The sequence below is a fragment of the Desulfobotulus alkaliphilus genome (assembly GCF_007830435.1).
GTDB lineage: Bacteria > Desulfobacterota > Desulfobacteria > Desulfobacterales > ASO4-4 > Desulfobotulus > Desulfobotulus alkaliphilus.
The window spans coordinates 41,360-59,662 of record NZ_VLLC01000011.1; the positions used below are offsets into that span (position 1 = coordinate 41,360).

The 18,303-nt window shown below is 52.4% G+C and carries 12 protein-coding genes; 10 read left to right on the top strand and 2 right to left on the bottom strand.

Annotated features, from left to right (window positions below):
* Window positions 1-8 precede the first annotated feature (8 nt).
* Entirely contained in the window at window positions 9-2,645 is a 2,637-nt protein-coding gene (locus LZ24_RS08135) for a 1-acyl-sn-glycerol-3-phosphate acyltransferase (RefSeq protein ID WP_144684396.1), read from the bottom strand.
* A gap of 510 nt (window positions 2,646-3,155) precedes the next feature.
* Between LZ24_RS08135 and LZ24_RS08140 the strand changes: the two genes are divergently transcribed.
* The 4 genes from LZ24_RS08140 (at window position 3,156) to LZ24_RS08155 (ending at window position 7,815) form a co-directional block, all read left to right on the top strand.
* On the top strand, window positions 3,156-3,410 hold the full coding sequence (locus LZ24_RS08140) for a hypothetical protein (protein WP_144684398.1): 255 nt from the start codon (window positions 3,156-3,158) through the stop codon (window positions 3,408-3,410).
* A 115-nt stretch (window positions 3,411-3,525) separates the two neighbouring features.
* Window positions 3,526-4,650 carry a response regulator gene (locus LZ24_RS08145; protein WP_186443003.1) on the top strand — a complete coding sequence of 375 codons (1,125 nt, stop codon included), beginning with the start codon at window positions 3,526-3,528 and terminating at the stop codon, window positions 4,648-4,650.
* 90 nt (window positions 4,651-4,740) lie between these two features.
* A complete protein-coding gene (locus LZ24_RS08150) occupies window positions 4,741-5,184 on the top strand; it encodes a hypothetical protein (RefSeq protein ID WP_144684402.1) in 444 nt (147 codons plus the stop codon).
* Between the two features lie 180 nt (window positions 5,185-5,364).
* On the top strand, window positions 5,365-7,815 hold the full coding sequence (locus tag LZ24_RS08155; RefSeq protein ID WP_246118557.1) for a heavy metal translocating P-type ATPase: 2,451 nt from the start codon (window positions 5,365-5,367) through the stop codon (window positions 7,813-7,815).
* Between the two features lie 4 nt (window positions 7,816-7,819).
* Here LZ24_RS08155 and LZ24_RS08160 read toward each other — a convergent pair whose 3' ends face one another.
* Complete coding sequence (locus tag LZ24_RS08160) at window positions 7,820-9,226, bottom strand: amidophosphoribosyltransferase (RefSeq protein ID WP_144684406.1); 1,407 nt, start codon at window positions 9,224-9,226, stop codon at window positions 7,820-7,822.
* Between the two features lie 428 nt (window positions 9,227-9,654).
* Between LZ24_RS08160 and ilvD the strand changes: the two genes are divergently transcribed.
* The 6 genes from ilvD to LZ24_RS08190 all read left to right on the top strand — a co-directional run bounded on the left by ilvD (window position 9,655) and on the right by LZ24_RS08190 (window position 18,272).
* Complete coding sequence (gene ilvD, locus LZ24_RS08165; protein ID WP_144684408.1) at window positions 9,655-11,325, top strand: dihydroxy-acid dehydratase; 1,671 nt, start codon at window positions 9,655-9,657, stop codon at window positions 11,323-11,325.
* Window positions 11,326-11,655: 330 nt separating this feature from the next.
* Window positions 11,656-13,350 (top strand): biosynthetic-type acetolactate synthase large subunit, encoded by a 1,695-nt coding sequence (gene ilvB, locus LZ24_RS08170; protein WP_144684410.1) that lies wholly within the window; start codon window positions 11,656-11,658, stop codon window positions 13,348-13,350.
* 12 nt (window positions 13,351-13,362) lie between these two features.
* The gene (ilvN, locus tag LZ24_RS08175; protein WP_144684411.1) at window positions 13,363-13,851 is read left to right on the top strand and encodes an acetolactate synthase small subunit; all 489 of its coding nucleotides are present in this window, start codon (window positions 13,363-13,365) and stop codon (window positions 13,849-13,851) included.
* 535 nt (window positions 13,852-14,386) lie between these two features.
* Window positions 14,387-14,719 carry a CGGC domain-containing protein gene (locus tag LZ24_RS08180; RefSeq protein WP_144684413.1) on the top strand — a complete coding sequence of 111 codons (333 nt, stop codon included), beginning with the start codon at window positions 14,387-14,389 and terminating at the stop codon, window positions 14,717-14,719.
* A 156-nt stretch (window positions 14,720-14,875) separates the two neighbouring features.
* Window positions 14,876-16,522: a citramalate synthase gene (gene cimA / locus LZ24_RS08185; protein ID WP_342779276.1), complete on the top strand. Its 1,647-nt coding sequence runs from the start codon at window positions 14,876-14,878 to the stop codon at window positions 16,520-16,522.
* Window positions 16,523-16,730: 208 nt separating this feature from the next.
* Entirely contained in the window at window positions 16,731-18,272 is a 1,542-nt protein-coding gene (locus tag LZ24_RS08190; protein WP_144684415.1) for a 2-isopropylmalate synthase, read from the top strand.
* Window positions 18,273-18,303 lie beyond the last annotated feature (31 nt).

Genomic DNA, 18,303 nt, shown 5'->3' on the forward strand with positions numbered 1-18,303 from the left:
TCTGAAAATCAGGTGACGATGAGATTGATGTAATGCTGTATGCGGTTGGCATGGGCTTCTATGGCTTCCTTGTCTTCCGAGCCTTCAAGGCCTGAGCGAAGGAAAAAGGCAAGCCCATTTTTATAATTGACTCCGGACAGGGCTTCGATGCGGTTGATTTCACCACGCTTGCTCATGCGCTGGCCCATGGCCTGGATTTTTTTCAGTCGGTTTTTGGGGGCTACTGTATCCTTAGGGTAGCGCATGAAAAAGTTGAGGACCACCCAGTAAGATTCCAGATAGGTGAGAAGGAAGGCAGAGAAGAGTTTAAGTTTGCGCAGTCCAGAAGCCGTTACATTGTAGGTGTCCGGAAGGGTGGGGTGGGGCACCAGTATGGCATCATCAATGAAGGCCTTGAGGTTTTTACGGACAAGCAGTTCTGCACTTCGGTCGGGATCCTGAAAAAATTCATCGTTGAAAAATTCTGTCAGCCTGCCATAGGTCAGATGCAGATCCCCTGATGTGAACTGCAGGGCATCCTGCTCCAGAATGGCAAGGGATGTGTAGGCCGCAGGGATGAAAAAGGCGATCACGTTGTTTTTATAGTAATCCAGTATGGGCCTTTTGGATTCATTGAGTACAATCCGCAGATCATCGCGGTTTTCCGTGGCAGCGTCCACAAATCCCCTTTGCACAAAGGCTTCGGCTACCTGACGCAGGGCATAGTCAGGGTTAACCTGCAGGGTGTCTGCCATGCGTATGTCCATTCGGTAAAGGTAGGAAAGGTAAGCTTCCATTACCTCTTCTAAGCGGGCATAGGGAATGGTTGGCTGAAAAAGGTTGAGGAGGGCACCCGCCACAATGCCGTAGGGCGTTGCTACGCTGACCTGATTGATGGAATGGATGCATCGGTAGGCAAGGTCCGTGCATATTTCCTGGTGGGTTATTTTGTCCAGTTCAGCCGGGTTGAGATTTTTTTCAGCAAAATAGTCGTTTAGGGAAATGGGGTTGTCAAAGTTCACATAAACTTTGCCGTATCGGACTTTTAAGGACTTTCTGGCTTTGACCAGCTGTCCCATGCTTTCGGGTTTTTTCTCTCCCCCTCCCAATTCATGGAGATAGGATTTTTCTTCCAGTACCCGGTCATAACCGATGGAAATGGGAACAATGGAAAGCTCCGGAGCCACGCCTTTGCCATAGGCGGAAAGGGTTTGGGAAAGGAGTCCCATTTTTGGGGAAAGAAGTTTGCCAGTCCGGCTTCTGCCGCCTTCAATGAAAAATTCAATGTTAAAACCCTCCGAGAGAAGGGTTTCCACATAGGTGGAAAAAATTCGGGCATAGAGACGGTTGTCTTTGAAGGTGCGCCTGAGGAAAAAGGCACCGCCGCCCCTAAAGATTGGGCCTAAGGGCCAAAAACTTAAATTTTTGCCTGCTGCAATATGGGGGCAGGGCATTTTATTGTGGTGGAAAAGGTAGGAAAGTACCAGATAATCCAGGTGGCTTTTATGGCAGGGTACCAGAATCAGGGGGCCTTTTTTGGCGGCCTGCCTTATTTTTGCCAACCCTTTCTGGTCTACGGATATTCCTTCAAAAATATTTTTGAGCATCCAGGTCAGAGCAATATCATAGACCTTGATCCAGCCCATAGAATAGTTCGCTGCAATTTCATCAAGGTAGTCATTGGCTTTTTTTCGTACCGCAGGCAGATTTTTTCCGGAGTCCCGAACTTCTTCCTCTAGGATGCGCTGTACTTTTTCGCTGGTGAGGATGGATTCAATCAGTTCTGTCCGTTGCTTCAGAACAGGGCCGGTGATGCTCTGGCGCTGAAGGGTGAAAGTTTTCTGAAGTCTTCTGCGGAGCTGAAGGGTTTGATTTTCTGTGGAAAGTCCTTTGATCTCCGGCTCCGCCAGAAAGTCTTTCAGGCAGATGGGTTCGGAAAAATCCATGAAAACCTTTTGATTGTTTCTGCGCACAAGGGTCAGGAGCCGACGGATTTTTCCCGGATCTTCGGCAGAGCCAAAGATGAGGTCTATGATGGATGGCGTATCCCTGTGGGGGGTGATGCCAAAAAAAAGGGTCTGGGGGATGATGTAGACGGGTCGTTCCGTAATCTTTTGCAGGTCGATGATGTGGCTGAAGGCATCGGTTCTGGACTTTAAAAAACGACGCTCAAATCCCCTTTTGCTGGAAAGGTAGATGAAGCCCGTATGCCCCTCCATGAGGCGGTTTCTGTAAAATCCCGTTGTATACGGGTCTGCAAGGCGGAAATGGGTTAAAAGGTAAAGAGCTCTTGTGAAAAAAATCCGGATTGAGCGGAGGATGGGCTGAAAAATAATGACTTTGTAATCCAGTCCGATCCTTGGGGCAGGCATGCCCATTCTCTGATAACGAAACCAGGAGAAGAGAAATTCAAGAGTGCTTCGCCTGGGCGTGGCGTAAAGAACAATAGCATCTTCAGGAAGGCGGTCCATGGTTTCTTTGAGCTCAGGACCCGTATGGATGTTACGGAAAAAAAAACGGAATATAAGGATGGAAAGCCACCCGGCCTTTCTGTTGAGAACAGAGGTGCTGGATTCTTTTTCGTGGGTCATCTGGTCTCTGGACCATTTGCGCAGGGAAAAGGAACGGCGTTTTACAGGGAATCCCGGCTCAGGCATTTCATGCATGGTAAATCCTTTGACTTATAAAACGGTGGGAAAAGGCCTTCCGCATGCTGTTGGCAGCACACACTCAAGCAGTAGCAGAGAAAGCCCCTGCTGGCAACGGTAAAGGAAGGGCAATTAAGGCAATCTGGTTTCTGTATTTGATTTTCTTCATGATAAAGCATAAGTCTCTGGTCCTGACATTTTTTATCAAACAGATTCCTTGAGCCATGGTCTGTTTTTTGATGATTTTTTCGTTGCGGGATAAAGTGGCTTGTGGCAAGGTCTGAGAGTTGAAATTATTTTCAGGCTTGTCTTGCTTTCTGGGCTGTGATATTTTCTCCAAAATTTATCAGGATTCAGAAGAACGTGGGTGTGTCTTTTGAAAAACAACCCCAAAGAGGGCGGTGATACAGGAAGGATCTGAAAAACTGAAGGATAATGTTTGCTTTTTGCCTAAGCATTATCACAGACTGAAGGATAATTTTGTAGATCGCCAGGAATGATAATTATTTTAAAGGAGGCTTGTTTCCAATGAAAACGTTAGTGGGTGGTGCGGTTGCTGCTGTTCTGGGTGTTATCGGTCTTGCGGTATGGTTTGGTGCCTTTCTCCAGTTGATTGCCGGTGCCCTTCCGATCATGCTCCTGATCGGTGGTGGCCTTGCCCTTTACCTTGGCTTTGATGAACTCAAGGACAGCTGGAAAAACGAAGAGGGCGTGGAAGTAAAAAGCGACAAAGACCGTATTGAAGAACTGGAAAAAGAGCTGGAAGCCCTTAAAAAAGCCTGATTCCATATCCTTTTTGCTGTGAAAGGGGGCTGCGCTTTATCAAGCGTTCAGTCCCTTTTTTCGTATGGCGAATGTATCTCCCTCCCCTTTGCCCTTGTCTTGCAGGAGAATTTTCATGTCACGTCCTCTGGAAATACTTGTGGTGGATGACAGCGCCCTGATACGGAGACTGATCAGGGAGGAGCTTCAGGCTGCCGGTTACCGGGTCAGCGAGGCTGCCAACGGATTTGAGGCGCTGGCAAGGGCTGCGGAGCCGCCTTCTCCGGACCTGATCACCCTTGACATTGATATGCCCGGACTTGGGGGTTTTGAAACCTTCCGCAAGCTTCAGGAAGACCATTACCGCCGTTTTTTTACCCATGTGGAAGATGCAAGGATACCGATTATTTTTGTCACAGCCAATGACACCCTGAGCATCCGCCAGAAGGGCTTTGCACTGGGAGCTGCGGATTTTATTACAAAGCCCTTTGCAAGGGGAGACCTTAAAGCTGCAGTGGAGGCCATTTTAAAGCCGCCCCAGCCCATGGAAGGGCTTAGCGCCCTTGTGGTGGATGACAGTGATACGGCAAGGAGTATTGTTGCAGAAAATTTACGCAGGGAAGGGTTGCAGGTAACAGAAGCCGAAGACGGGCAGGCGGCCTGTGAAATTCTTTCGGACAGGCTGTGGGTCATGGATATGGTGGTTACGGATCTTGTCATGCCGAGAATGGATGGCATTGCCCTCTGTCAGGAGATCCGCAGGCATGAATCCATGGAGGATACGCCGGTTATTTTTCTTACGGCCCTTGCGGACCAGAAGGAGCTTTTGAAGATTTTTGCATCGGGTGGCACGGATTATCTGGTAAAACCCTTTTTTAAGGAAGAATTCCTTGCACGGGTGAATGTCCATCTGGAAAGAACCCTCCTCACCCGGAAACTGCGTAAAACCATTGTCGAGCTTCAGCATGTTCATCTTGAAAAGGAAAAACAGCAGAAGCTTGAAGGCGCTCTGGGCATGGCCGCAACCATCTGCCATGAACTGAACCAGCCCCTTCAGAAAATCAGTGGTTATTCAGAACTCCTGAAAACCCTTGGAATTCCCGAAAGAAAAGAGAGTGTATATGCGGACCACATTCTTCAGGCTGTTCAGGAAATGGGGGATCTCACACGCAAGCTGATGACCCTGACCCAGTACCGTACCCGAAAATATCCCGGTGGCGAGAGCCTGCTTCATCTGGACGCCGAGGATCCTTCCGGCTGATCAGAAAAATCTGCAGTTCTTATGCATGGCTTTATTTTTCCCATGCGCTTTTTGCATGGGTGGATAGCAGATTTTCTCTGGAGTGAAAGCATGCCCCGGATACAGATTCATCGCCTTGTTTCCCGCAGTACTTTTTCCTACCGTATGGATGTGGACAGTGAAGGTCAGCACTGGCAGGGCAGGGCGCAGATGGTTTGCAAGCCCCTGCAGGCTTATCAGAAGGTCCGGTTTTTTCCCACAGATGATATCTACGATACCTGCCTTGCCTGTGGCGTGAGGTCGGATCAGTGGATAGGTCATCTGCGTATTTTTTATCCCAACGGAGATGCGGCCCCTCTGCATCGTATGCGTATGGGTGTGGGCACTCAGGTTTTGTGTGCCATATGTGCAGATCTTTCCTCCGCAGGTGGCGCCCTTCTCTATGCCCTGCCCACATCGGAAAGCATGCGGGAATTTTTGAATAAAAAACAGTTTATCCCTTCTACAAAGTTTCCTGAACACTATTTCAGACCCCTGCCGCAGTCTTTATCCTGAAAATATGAAAGAAGTGCCGGAGGATTTTTTTGCCCCGTGAAAAATATCTTCTTGCATTAAGAAAAATTTGTGCCTAGCTTTTGGCTCAGGCAGGTTTTTTTATTGTTTCTGTTTATTCATTGAATATCCGGTGCCGTGCTGGTCCATATTCTTTATATGCCATGGAAAGGCAGGATGCTTATGTTGCGTAAGATTCGTTTACCCATAACTGGCATGCACTGTGTCAATTGTGCCAGTGGTGTGGAAAAGGCGGTTTCAGCCCTTGAAGGTGTCCATGGGGCAAGGGTGAATCTTGCTCTGGAAAACCTTGATGCGGAAGTTGATCCGGAACGAACATCCCTTACGGAGCTCGTGGATGCGGTGAAAAAGGCAGGGTTTCAGGTACCTGAGGCCCGGTTGCGCATCCCTGTTACGGGCATGCATTGTGTCAATTGTGCGGGGGGGGTTGAAAAGGCCCTGTCCGCTGTTTCCGGTGTGCTGGATGCAAAGGTGAATCTGGCCGGAGAAGAAGCCCATGTGGTCTATCTTCCGGGAGAAACAGGGCCTTCTGAACTGGCCGGCGCCGTCCGAAAGGCCGGATTTACCCCTGTAATGGAAGAAGGGGGAGGAGAAGCCCTTGAAGATGTGGAAAAGGCGGCAAGGGAAGCCGAAGTGGCGGAACAGAAGAAGAAATTTCTCGTGGGTGCGGCCTTTACCCTCCCCCTTTTCATCCTTTCCATGGGCCGGGATTTTGACCTCATGGGGGCGTGGAGTCACGGGGTCTGGGTGAATTACCTGCTCTGGTTTCTTGCAACACCTGTCATGTTTTACACCGGTCTGGATTATTTCAAAGGTGGCTGGCAGAGCCTTAAAAACAAAAGTGCCAACATGGATGTGCTGGTCAGCATGGGGACATCCGTGGCCTATGGATACTCTGTATGTATCGTTCTCTTTTTTCCTGACGGCGGCCATGTCTACTTTGAAACCGCTGCGGTGATCATTACCCTGATCAAGCTGGGCAAGCTCCTTGAGGCGGGAACAAGGGGAAAAAGCGGGGAGGCCATCCGCAAACTGATGGATCTTTCACCTAAAATGACCATCCGCATCGAAGAAGGCCTTGAAGTGGAAGTTCCCGTTTCCGGAATCAGAAAGGGAGACCGGATTGTCTTGCGTCCGGGAAGTACTGTTCCCGTAGATGGTGTGGTGGAAGAAGGCCGCAGTGCCGTGGATGAATCCATGCTCACAGGGGAATCCATTCCCGTAGATAAAAAGCCCGGTGATGCCGTAACCGGAGGTACCATGAACCATGGGGGGCGCCTGATTATGCTTGCGGAGCGGGTGGGGTCTGAAACGGTTCTTGCCGGTATCATCCGCATGGTCCGGGATGCCCAGGGCAGCCGCACCCGTGTGCAGGCACTGGCGGACAGGGTGGCTGGGGTTTTTGTGCCTGTGGTTGTGGCTGTGGCCCTTTTGACCTTTGCCATCTGGTGGCTTGCTGCGGGCGATGGCCTGGAGGGTATGGTACGCCTTGTGGCTGTGCTGGTCATTGCCTGCCCCTGTGCCCTTGGCCTTGCAACGCCTACGGCTGTGATGGCCGGAACGGGCCGTGCTGCGGAAAGGGGGATTCTCTTTAAAAACGGAATGGCCCTTGAGGATGCCGCAGAGGTGGATACGGTGGTGTTTGATAAAACCGGCACCCTTACCTTTGGGCGGCCAGAGCTGACGGATGTTTTGTCTCTGGATGCGGGTTTGTCCGAAAAAGAGCTGCTTGCTCTGGGGGCTGCTGCGGAAAGGGGATCTGAGCATCCCGTGGGCAGGGCCGTGCTCAGGGCCGCGGAGAATCAAGGATTGTTTCTTCCCACTACAGAGGATTTCAGCAGTGTGGGAGGTGCCGGTGTCAGGGCCTTTGTGGATGGCCATGCCATTCTGATCGGTCGTCCGGACTGGGTGGCGGAGGAAGGCGTGGATACGGCATCCGGTGAGGGGGCAATCTTAAAGCTGCGCAGGGAGGGGAAAACCGTTCTGGCCCTTGGCATGGGGGGAAGGCTTGCGGGGCTTTTTGCCGTGGCGGATACCCTGAGACCGGAAGCCGTAGATGTGGTATCCCGCTTGAAGTCCATGGGGATGCGTACGGTGCTCATGACGGGGGATACGCCGGAAAGTGCAGCCGCCGCTGCTTCTGCCTGCGGTGTGGATGAGGTATTTTCCGAAGTCCGGCCCGAAGGAAAGTCCCTTACGGTGCAAGAGCTTCAGAAATCCGGTCGCAGGGTGGCCATGGTGGGGGATGGTATCAATGACGCACCTGCCCTTGCGGCTGCGGATCTGGGCATTGCCATGGGTTCCGGAACGGATGTGGCCATGGAAAGCGGTGGTGTGGTTCTGGCCGGAGGCCGGCTTTCCCAGGTGCCCATGGTTTTCAGGATGGGCAGGGTGAGTCTGCGGGTTATCCGTCAGAACCTGTTCTGGGCCTTTTGTTACAATGTGCTTCTCATTCCTGTGGCCGCAGGGGTACTGGCATCCTTTGTTTTTCTTCCGGCCATGCTGCGGCATCTGGATCCCATGGCTGCGGCACTGGCCATGGCCCTGAGCAGCCTTACCGTGGTGAACAACTCCCTCAGGCTTTACCGCTCCCGGCGTCTTTTCCGGGAGTAAGGGGTCAGTGACCGTAGCTGGAGCCATCCCAGCAGTGGGTGCAGAGCTTTTCCTTTGGAAGGCCAATGGCCGTAACAAGGTCTTCAAGGGTCTGAAACTTAAGGGATGTCAGTTCCATGCGTTTTTGTATCCATGCCACCATTTCCGCATTTTTGGGGTCAAAGGCATCGGCATAGCGGTGGATGTTGCCCGTTTCATTGCCCTCAAGATCCAGAATGGCTTTGCGGCCAATGAGTTCAAGGGAGGATCTTGATGTGGAAAAATTTATGAATTCACAGGGGAAAATCAGTGTGGGGCAGGCAACGCGCATGTGTACATTTTCAGCGCCGTAGTTGCGGAGAACCCGTGCATTGTCCGAAAGCTGGGTACCCCTCACAATGGAGTCATCCATCAGTACCATGGATTTTCCCTCAATGAGGCTGCGGTTGGGAATCAGCTTCATCCTTGCAACCAGCGCTCTGGTTTTCTGATTCTGTGGCATGAAGCTTCGTGGCCAGGTGGGGGTGTACTTGACGATGGGCCGCTGATAGGGAATTCCCCTTGCATTGGCATAGCCTACTGCATGGCCGATACCGGAATCCGGAATGCCTGCGGCAAAGTCTGCGGGTACAGTATCTTTTGCGCCCATGGCCGCACCACAGCGGTAGCGGAAGGCTTCCACATTAATCCCTTCATAATTGGAAGAAGGGTAGCCGTAATAGACCCAGAGAAAGGAGCAGATCTGCATCTTATCCCTGGCCGGAATGCGTGTTTCCCAGCCCATGGGATTGATGAAGACCGCTTCTCCGGGTCCCAGATCCATGAGCGGCTCATAACCAAGGTTGACGAAGGCACTGGATTCCGATGAGAAAACAAAACTTCCCTCCTTTTCTCCCAGAATCAGAGGGGTTCTTCCCAGAAGATCCCTGCATCCGTAGAGGCCTTTTTCCGTCAGAATGATAAAGGTGCAGGAGCCTTTTACCTTTTCCTGTACGGCAAGGATACCCGCCTCAAAGGATTCTTCCGCACTAATGAGCATGGCTATGATTTCAGTGGGATTGACATCGCCTGCGGAGGATTCGCTGAAGGCATAGCGCCTCTGGTGGGCTTCTTTGGTCAGGGCTTCAATGTTGGCAATTTTACCTGCGGTCACTAGGGCAAAACGGCCCAGATGGGATGAGAAAACCATGGGCTGGGCATCCGTGTCGCTGATGACCCCAATGCCCATATTGCCGGAAAAAAGGCCCAGATCCGGTTCAAACTGGGTACGGAAATAGGTGGATTCCAGACTGTGGATTTTGCGGGTAAAGCCCGCAGGTCCGGCAACGGCCATGCCGCCGCGTTTTGTACCGAGATGGGACAGATAATCCGTTCCGTAGAAAAGATCCCCTACGCAATCCGTTTTCCGGGCCACTCCGAACACGCCCCCCATGATGCTCCCCTCTTTTGGACTTCTTTGATGATTCAGTAGAAAGTGAAATGGCAGGATGAATAAAGATGCCCATCCTGCATGGCGGTTTCCATTGTTTCAGACAGGGGGCTTTATAGGCCTCATTGGCTTTCAAGTACAGAAAAAAAGTACCAAGGACTCGGATTTTTGATGGAAAAGGGTGTTGACAGCAGGGGTTTGCGCTGTTAAAGGACAGTTTCAAATAAAGATTTTTAAGGAAAGACAGATATGTTTAATTTTGTACTTACCAGCCTTATTCTCCTTCTTATCGTTCTCGTGGTGGTGGCGCCACCGCTTGAGGGCCGGGCTTGGTAATGGCATTATAACCGCCGAACGGAAGATTCAGAACCGTTATCAGCCTGGCAGCTGGTAGCGGTTTTTTGTTTTTTACATGTATGAAAGGAGTGTCCATGCGCAGCGGGCAAGTAAAAGACGGCATAGAAAGGGCTCCCCACAGGTCCCTTTTCAAGGCCATGGGGTATACGGATGAGGAAATCCGACGGCCGATCATCGGTATTGCCAATGCAGCCAATGACATCATACCGGGGCATGTGCACCTTGATAAGATCGTGGAAGCTGTCAAGGCCGGTATTTATATGGCAGGGGGGCTTCCCGTCACCTTTGGTGTGATTGGTGTCTGCGACGGTATTGCCATGAACCATACGGGCATGCATTACTCCCTCGGAAGCCGGGAACTGATCGCCGATACCATTGAAGTCATGGCTACGGCCCATGCCTTTGACGGTCTGGTCATGGTTCCCAACTGCGATAAGATTGTTCCGGGCATGCTCATGGCTGCGGCCCGCCTTGATCTGCCTACGGTGGTCATCAGCGGTGGTCCCATGCTGGCGGGTAAGCACCCAGAAAAGCCGGGCCAGAAGGTGGACCTCATTTCCGTATTTGAGGCTGTGGGTGCCGTCAAGAGGGGCACCATGGATGAAAGGGAGCTTGGGCTGATTGAGGATGCCGCCTGCCCGACCTGCGGTTCCTGTTCCGGCATGTTCACGGCCAATTCCATGAACTGCCTGACGGAAGTCATCGGCATGGGGCTTCCCGGTAACGGCACCGTACCTGCGGTTATGGCGGAGCGCCAGCGCATGGCCAAGTATGCGGGCATGAAGGTGATGGAGCTCCTTGGGGCAGGTATCACCCCCCGCAGCATCATGACGGAAAAGGCCTTTGAGAATGCCCTGGCCGTGGATATGGCCTTAGGATGTTCCACCAATACCGTGCTGCATCTGCCGGCCATTGCCGGTGAGGCCGGAGTGAAGATTGACCTGTCCATGATCAATGAGGTCAGCGCCAAAACGCCCCACCTCTGTTCCTTGAGCCCCGGTGGCAAGGATCACATTGAAGATCTCAACCGGGCAGGTGGCATATCCGCAGTGATGAAGGTGCTGGCCGATGCGGGCCGGATTCACGGAGACTGCATGACGGTGACAGGTAAAAGCGTTAGCGAGAATATTGCCGCAAGCCGGGTGCTGGATGCGGATGTGATACGGCCCCTCAGCAATCCCTACCATGAGCAGGGTGGCCTTGCCGTTCTCTTCGGCAATCTGGCACCCGAAGGCTGTGTGGTAAAGCAGTCTGCGGTTCGGGATGAAATGATGGTCCATGAAGGCCCTGCACGGGTTTATAACTCCGAGGAGGCTGCTTCCGCTGCCATTATGGCCGGGGAAATCCGCAAAGGGGATGTGGTGGTGATCCGCTATGAAGGCCCCAAGGGTGGTCCGGGCATGCGGGAAATGCTCACTCCCACTTCCACCATCGCAGGCATGGGGCTGGACGGGGATGTGGCACTGATCACGGATGGCCGTTTTTCCGGCGGAACCCGTGGTGCAGCCATTGGCCATGTATCTCCCGAGGCCAGCAGCGGTGGTCCCATTGCCTTTGTGGAGGAAGGAGATATCATTTCCATTAATATCAGGGAAAAAAGTATTGCCCTGAAGGTGGAGGATGCGGTGCTGGAAAAGCGGAAAGCCTCATGGACGCCGCCAGCAGCGAAAATTACTAAGGGGTATATGGCCCGTTACAGCCAGAGGGTATCTTCCGCAAGCAGGGGTGCCGTGCTGGATGGGTAGTTTGTTTTTTTGTAATTATTCAGAACAGTTTAATCTGAATTGCTAATGCTGTAATTGTAACAGGTTCGTACTGTTGCAAGGCTCCGTGGCTATTTGCAAGTGACATTGCAATCGTTTCGGATCAGAGCTTTGTCCGGCACTCAAGATCCTTGAAGCACTTTTGCTCCCGTAAAGGGCTTGAGCTTTTCAGCTTGAGTGCCGGATTGCGTCACGGGCAAATAGCCCGGGGTCTGTGCATCTGCCTTGCAGGTATGGTACTTGGAAAACTGTGCTGAACAGTTACGTTTTTTATTACATCACTTTTTTTACCCAAAACGAAGGATGATCCCTATGGAGTTGACAGGCGCACAAATTCTCTGGCAGTCGCTCAAGGACGAGGGCGTGGATACGGTTTTCGGCTATCCCGGCGGCGCTGTCATCGATTTTTATGATGCACTGGTACAATATGATATCAATCATATTCTGGTTCGCCATGAGCAGGGTGCCGTTCATGCGGCAGATGGTTATGCCAGGGCTTCCGGTAAGGTCGGTGTCTGCATGGTAACCTCCGGTCCCGGAGCCACCAACACGGTAACGGGCATTGCCACGGCCTACATGGATTCCATTCCCATGGTGGTGATTACCGGTCAGGTTCCCACCAGTCTCATCGGTAACGATGCTTTCCAGGAAGTGGATATTGTGGGCATTACAAGGCCCTGCACCAAGCACAACTATCTGGTGAAGGATATCACCAGGCTGGAGCGCATCATCAAGGAAGCCTTTTACATTGCCCGCTCCGGACGTCCCGGACCGGTTCTCATTGATATTCCCAAGGATGTGACCAACAGCCGTACGGTGTATCAGGCCATTCAGGCTGTTCAGATGGAATCCTACAACCCCACCTACCACCCCAACACCAAGCAGCTTGCCAAGGTGGTGAACCTGATCAAGGAAGCCAAAAAGCCCATTATCTTCACGGGCGGCGGGGTGGTGCTTTCCAAGGGCGCCGAGGCCCTGACAAAACTGGCCCAGAGAACCAATATCCCCGTAACCGGCTCCCTCATGGGGCTGGGAAGTTATCCCGGTACGGATGCAAAACTCTGGCTGGGGATGCTGGGCATGCACGGTACCTACCGGGCCAATATGGCCATTTCCGATGCGGATCTCATCCTTGCCATCGGGGTCCGTTTTGATGACAGGGTGACGGGCAAGACCGATGAGTTTGCCAGAAAAGCCACCATTGTCCATGTGGACATTGATCCCACCTCCATCCATAAGAATGTCACCGTGGATGTGCCTGTGGTGGGTGACTGCCGCCTGACCCTTGAGGCCCTGAACCAGCTTCTGGATGCCGAAGATCCGGCTGTGATCGGGCCGGAGCGCACGGAGTGGCTGGGCCAGATTAAAAAATGGAAGGACACCAATCCCCTTGGCTACAACCAGAAGGATTGTGCCACCATCAAGCCCCAGTATGTCATTGAAAAGCTTTTTGAGCTGACCAAAGGCGATGCCATCATCAGCACGGAAGTGGGGCAGAACCAGATGTGGGCGGCCCAGTATTATCATTTCTCCAAACCCAATCAGTGGCTGACCTCCGGTGGCCTCGGTACCATGGGTTATGGATTCCCTGCGGCCATTGGTGCCCAGATGGCTTTCCCGGATAAGGTGGTGGTGGATGTGGCAGGGGACGGCTCCATTCAGATGAATATTCAGGAAATGGCCACGGCGGTTCAGAACAAGCTGCCCGTGAAAATTGTCATCCTGAACAATCAGTATCTGGGTATGGTACGTCAGTGGCAGGAGCTGTTCTATAAAAAGAATTACTCCCAGACGGACATGACCCATGCCCCTGATTTTGTAAAACTTGCCGAGGCTTACGGTGCTTCGGGTTTCAGAACGGAAAAGCCCGATGAGGTTGAATCCGTACTGAAAAAAGGTCTTGAGACCCCCGGCCCTGTAATCATGGAGTTCATGGTTTCCCGTGAAGAATGTGTGTATCCCATGGTTCCTGCCGGAGCCCCCATCACCAACATGCTCTTGGTCTGATACGGAGGCAAAATGAACGGAGACAAAAGTATTCTTTCCATTCTGGTGGACAACGAACCCGGTGTGCTTTCCCGCATTACAGGGCTGTTTTCCGGCAGGGGCTACAATATCGAATCCCTTTCCGTGGCGGAAACCATGGAACCGGGTATTTCCCGCATCACCATGATTACCCGGGGGGACAAGCACATTGTCGAGCAGATTAAAAAGCAGCTGAACAAGCTCATCAATGTAATTAAGGTATTGGATTTTACGGAACAGCGTCATGTGCTGCGTGAACTGGCCCTGATCAAGGTCCATGCCCGTGCCGAAAGCCGGGCGGAAGTGCTGCGCATCGTGGATATTTTCAGGTGCAAGATTGTGGACTCCGGTCCGGATCACTATACCCTTGAAGTGGCCGCAGACGAAGACAAGCTGTCTGCCCTTCTCAACATGCTGCAGCCCATGGGTATCAAGGAAATTGCCCGTACGGGAAGCATTGCGCTGGTCAGGGAAATGCATTAATTTTTGTAATTATTCAGCACCGTTTATTCCGAACTGCCAATGCTGTAGTTGCAGCAGCTTCATACTGTTGCAAGGCTCCGTGGCTATTTGCAAGTGACATTGCAATCGTTTCGGATCAGAGCTTTGCAGGCCTGTGCGAAAGAAGCGGCAAACTGTCTGAGCCGCCACAAAGGCAGCGTACCAAGGCCTGCTATGGTAATCAAAAAGCTTATCCTGCCTGTGGCGGGGAGTTTTTGCCGCTTCCGCACAGGACAAGAAGCTCCCGAATAAGATTGCGTCACGGGCAAATAGCCAGGGGCCTGTGCATCTGTCTCGCAGGTATGGTACTTGGAAAACCGTGCTGAACAGTTACTAATTTTTTGAATTTATCCCTGAAGGGCAGAAGATGTTCTTCAGGGGTGAGGGATGTATTTTTATCCCGGCGGCCAGTCGCGTGGATTTTAAAAAAAGACCTGTTCTTCCTTAACAAAGAGGGCAGGTCTTTTAAGCCTTTGTGTGAAATGGGTGCAAGAAATGATGTGAAAGGAGGCCTTGTATGAAAAAAGCAGGTATTATCCGTTGTCAGCAGACCGAGGATATCTGTGCCGGAGCAATGGATTTCAAGGTGGCAGGGCAGGGTAGCCTTGCCTTTGAAAAAACAGGCCCCGTGGACGTGGTGGGTTTTGTCTCCTGCGGCGGATGTCCGGGAAAAAAGGCTGTGATGCGGGCAAAAATGATGGTGGATAAGGGTGCCGGGGTTATTGCCTTTGCTTCCTGCATATCAAAGGGAAATCCCATTGATTTTGCCTGTCCCCATTTTGAAAACATGAAGGCAGCCGTAGAAAATAAGCTGGGTTCGGATATTGAGATCCTTGATCATACCCACTGATTATTTTGTATCCTCTTTTTTAAGGCTGTCTCTTAACAGTAATTGTTCCGGTTTTCTGGATTGGCCGGACTGGGTTTTGGCCAATCCAGGCAGCCGGAAAGATCTTTTTTATAGATTTTTCCGGTAAGGGGCCTTTCTTTGAGGATAAGGTTTCCCGTGAAAAAGACCCTTTCCCCGGCCAGAGGCCGGGTTATGACCATAAAGGCGGTTACCATGACATCCATGCTGCTCTACGACACCACCCTCAGGGATGGCGCCCAGGGAGAACACATCAATTTTTCCGCTGAAGACAAGATGAAAATTGCCCTGCGCCTTGATGATATGGGTTTTCATTATATCGAAGGCGGATGGCCCGGAGCCAACCCCAAAGATACGGCTTTTTTTGAAGCTGCCAGATCCATTACCTTTAAGAATGCAAAGCTTGCTGCCTTCGGTTCCACCTGCAGGCCGGGCATGAAGCCGGGCGATGATCCTCTTCTCAAGGCGCTGGCCGCAAGCGAAGCACCGGTGGTTACCCTTTTTGGGAAAACCTGGGATCTCCATATCGAGCGTATCATGGAGAACACCCTGGAAGAGAATCTGCGCATGATCCGTGAGTCCGTGGCCTGGTTTGTTTCTCTGGGCCGGGAAGTGATTTACGATGCAGAGCATTTTTTCGACGGCTACAAGGATAACCGGGATTATGCCCTTGAAACTCTGGCTGCCGCATGGGAAGGCGGGGCTGAGGTCCTGACGCTTTGCGATACCAACGGCGGCACCCTTCCCCACGAGATTGAAGCCATCATGGAGGATGTGAAGGGCTGGTTTGCGGATCGTCCCTTTGGTGATCAGCGTCCTCTGAAGCTGGGCATCCATGCCCACAATGACTCAAACCTTGCCGTTGCCAACAGCATTACCGCCGTGCGCAGTGGTGCTGTCATGGTACAGGGGACCATCAACGGATACGGAGAGCGCTGCGGTAATGCGGATCTCACATCCATTATCCCCGTAATGCAGCTGAAGATGAACATCGACTGCATGGGGCAGGAGCGTCTGGCCCGCATTAAAAGTCTCTCACGTTTTGTCAGTGAGACAGCCAATGTGCCGCCCTTAAACAGCCGTCCCTTTGTGGGAAAAAGTGCCTTTGCCCACAAGGGAGGCGCCCATGTGTCTGCGGTTCTCAAGGAGCCAAGGGGCTATGAGCATATGACGCCGGAGCTGGTGGGGAACGAGCGGCGGGTAATCATGAGTGATTACTCCGGCAAAAGCAACGTGACCTACAAGGCAAAGGAAATGGGCATTGATCTGGAGGGTGTGGACTCCAGGGAAGTGGTGTCCGAAATCAAGCGCCTTGAGCAGGAAGGGTATCAGTTTGAGGCGGCAGAAGGGTCCTTCCGGCTGCTGGTGGAACGCATGGCCGGCCGCTTCAAGCCCCGTTTCCAGTTGAAAAATTTCCGTGTTACGGTGGAAAAGGACAAGGACAGGCACTGCAGCTCCCATGCGATTGTGCACATTGACACACCCTTTGGCGAGGAGATGAGTGCCGCATCCGGAGACGGACCTGTATCTGCTCTGGACAATGCCCTGCGCAAGGCACTGGAATGCTTTTACCCCAGAGACATGGCCCACATGCAGCTTGTGGATTACAAGGTTCGTGTGCTGGACGGGGCAGGGGGGACGGGGTCCAAGGTGCGGGTACTCATTGAGTCCAGAGATCCGGATACCATATGGAGCACCATCGGCGTTTCCGAAGATATTATTGAAGCCAGCTGGCAGGCCCTTGCGGACAGCTTCCACTACAAGCTGGGGTCTTCCGAGATTTAGGCTGACGGGCATTCTGTTTAAAAAAACGGGAAAGGATCAATGACTTTGATTCCATGGAGTGTATACGCCGCAGGCAAGGCACAAGCCCCTGTCCTGCGGCCCATGCTTAAAAAATATCGGGATGTGTTTGTTTGAATTTTTTTTAAGATAAAAAAATGATGGCCAGATGAATCTGTCCGTTTCTTTAGGATCCTGAAAGGAAATCCCGATGAATAATCGCGTAATTATTTTTGATACCACCCTGCGGGATGGCGAACAGTCGCCCGGTGCCAGTATGAACACCCAGGAAAAAATCCGCATCGCAAGGCGTCTGGAAGAGCTGGGCGTGGATGTGATTGAGGCGGGTTTTCCTGCGGCCAGTGAGGGCGATTTTGATGCGGTGCGCCGCATTGCAGCTTCCGTGGAGCGGGTGCAGGTGGCCGCCCTCTGTCGGGCTTCCAAGGCAGATATTGACAAGGCATGGAATGCCATCAAAGAGGCCAGACACCCCCGCATCCATACCTTCCTTGCCACCTCAGATCTGCACATGAAGTACAAGCTCCAGATGGACCCGGATACGGTGGTGGCCAAGGCCGCCGAAGCGGTGCGCTATGCCAAAACCTTTACGGACAATGTGGAGTTTTCCGCAGAGGACGGTTCCCGTTCGGATAAGGATTTTCTCTGCAGGGTTTTTGCCGCCGTGATTGAAGCAGGGGCCACCACCCTGAACCTGCCGGACACGGTGGGCTATGCCGTGCCGGAAGAATATGCGGCCCTCATCCGTTATGTGCTGGCCAACACGCCGGGCATTGATAATGTGGTGCTGTCCGTGCATTGTCACAACGACCTTGGCCTTGCCACGGCCAACACCCTGGCAGCCCTCATGGCCGGAGCCCGTCAGGCGGAAGTGACCATCAACGGTATTGGTGAACGTGCCGGGAACACGGCGCTGGAAGAAGTGGTCATGGCCATCAATACCCGCAAAAATGTATTTGGTCTGGAAACGGGCATTGATACCACAAAGATTTATCCCGTAAGCCGTACGGTCCGGGAGATTACGGGCATGATCGTGCAGCCCAACAAGGCTATTGTGGGGGCCAATGCCTTTGCCCATGAGTCCGGCATTCATCAGGACGGGGTTTTGAAAAATCCCATGACCTATGAGATCATGCAGCCGGAAACCGTGGGCCTTGCCAAGAACAATCTGGTTCTGGGCAAGCATTCCGGCAGGGCTGCCATCCGTGCCCGTCTGGAAGCCATGGGGTATACCCTGGAGCCCGACGAGGTCAATGTGATCTTTACCCGCTTTAAAGCACTGGCGGATAAGAAAAAGAACATTCAGGACGAGGATCTGGAGGCGCTGGTCACGGAAAGTGTACTCAGGGCCAATGACATCTTTGAGGTGGGGGATGTTCAGATTTCCTGCGGTAACACCTTCCATCCCATGGCAGGGGTAACCATCCGGCGGGAAGGGGTGCTTCTGGGCCCTGTATTCACCAGCGGTAACGGTCCCATTGATGCGGTTTTCAATGCCATCATGCAGTTGACGGGGGTCTGTCCGGAACTTTTGCGTTTTACGGTTTCCGCCATTACCGGGGGAACGGATGCCCAGGGTGAGGTGACGGTGCGGATCAGGGAAGGGGAAACCGTGGCGCTGGGAAGGGGTGCGGATCTGGATATCGTCACGGCCAGTGCCAGAGCCTTTGTCAATGGTCTGAACCGCCTTGCGGCCATACAGCAGAATCCGGCCCGCAGCACGGAAACGATCTGATAAGGTAATTTTCACCAGAGTTGTAACTGTT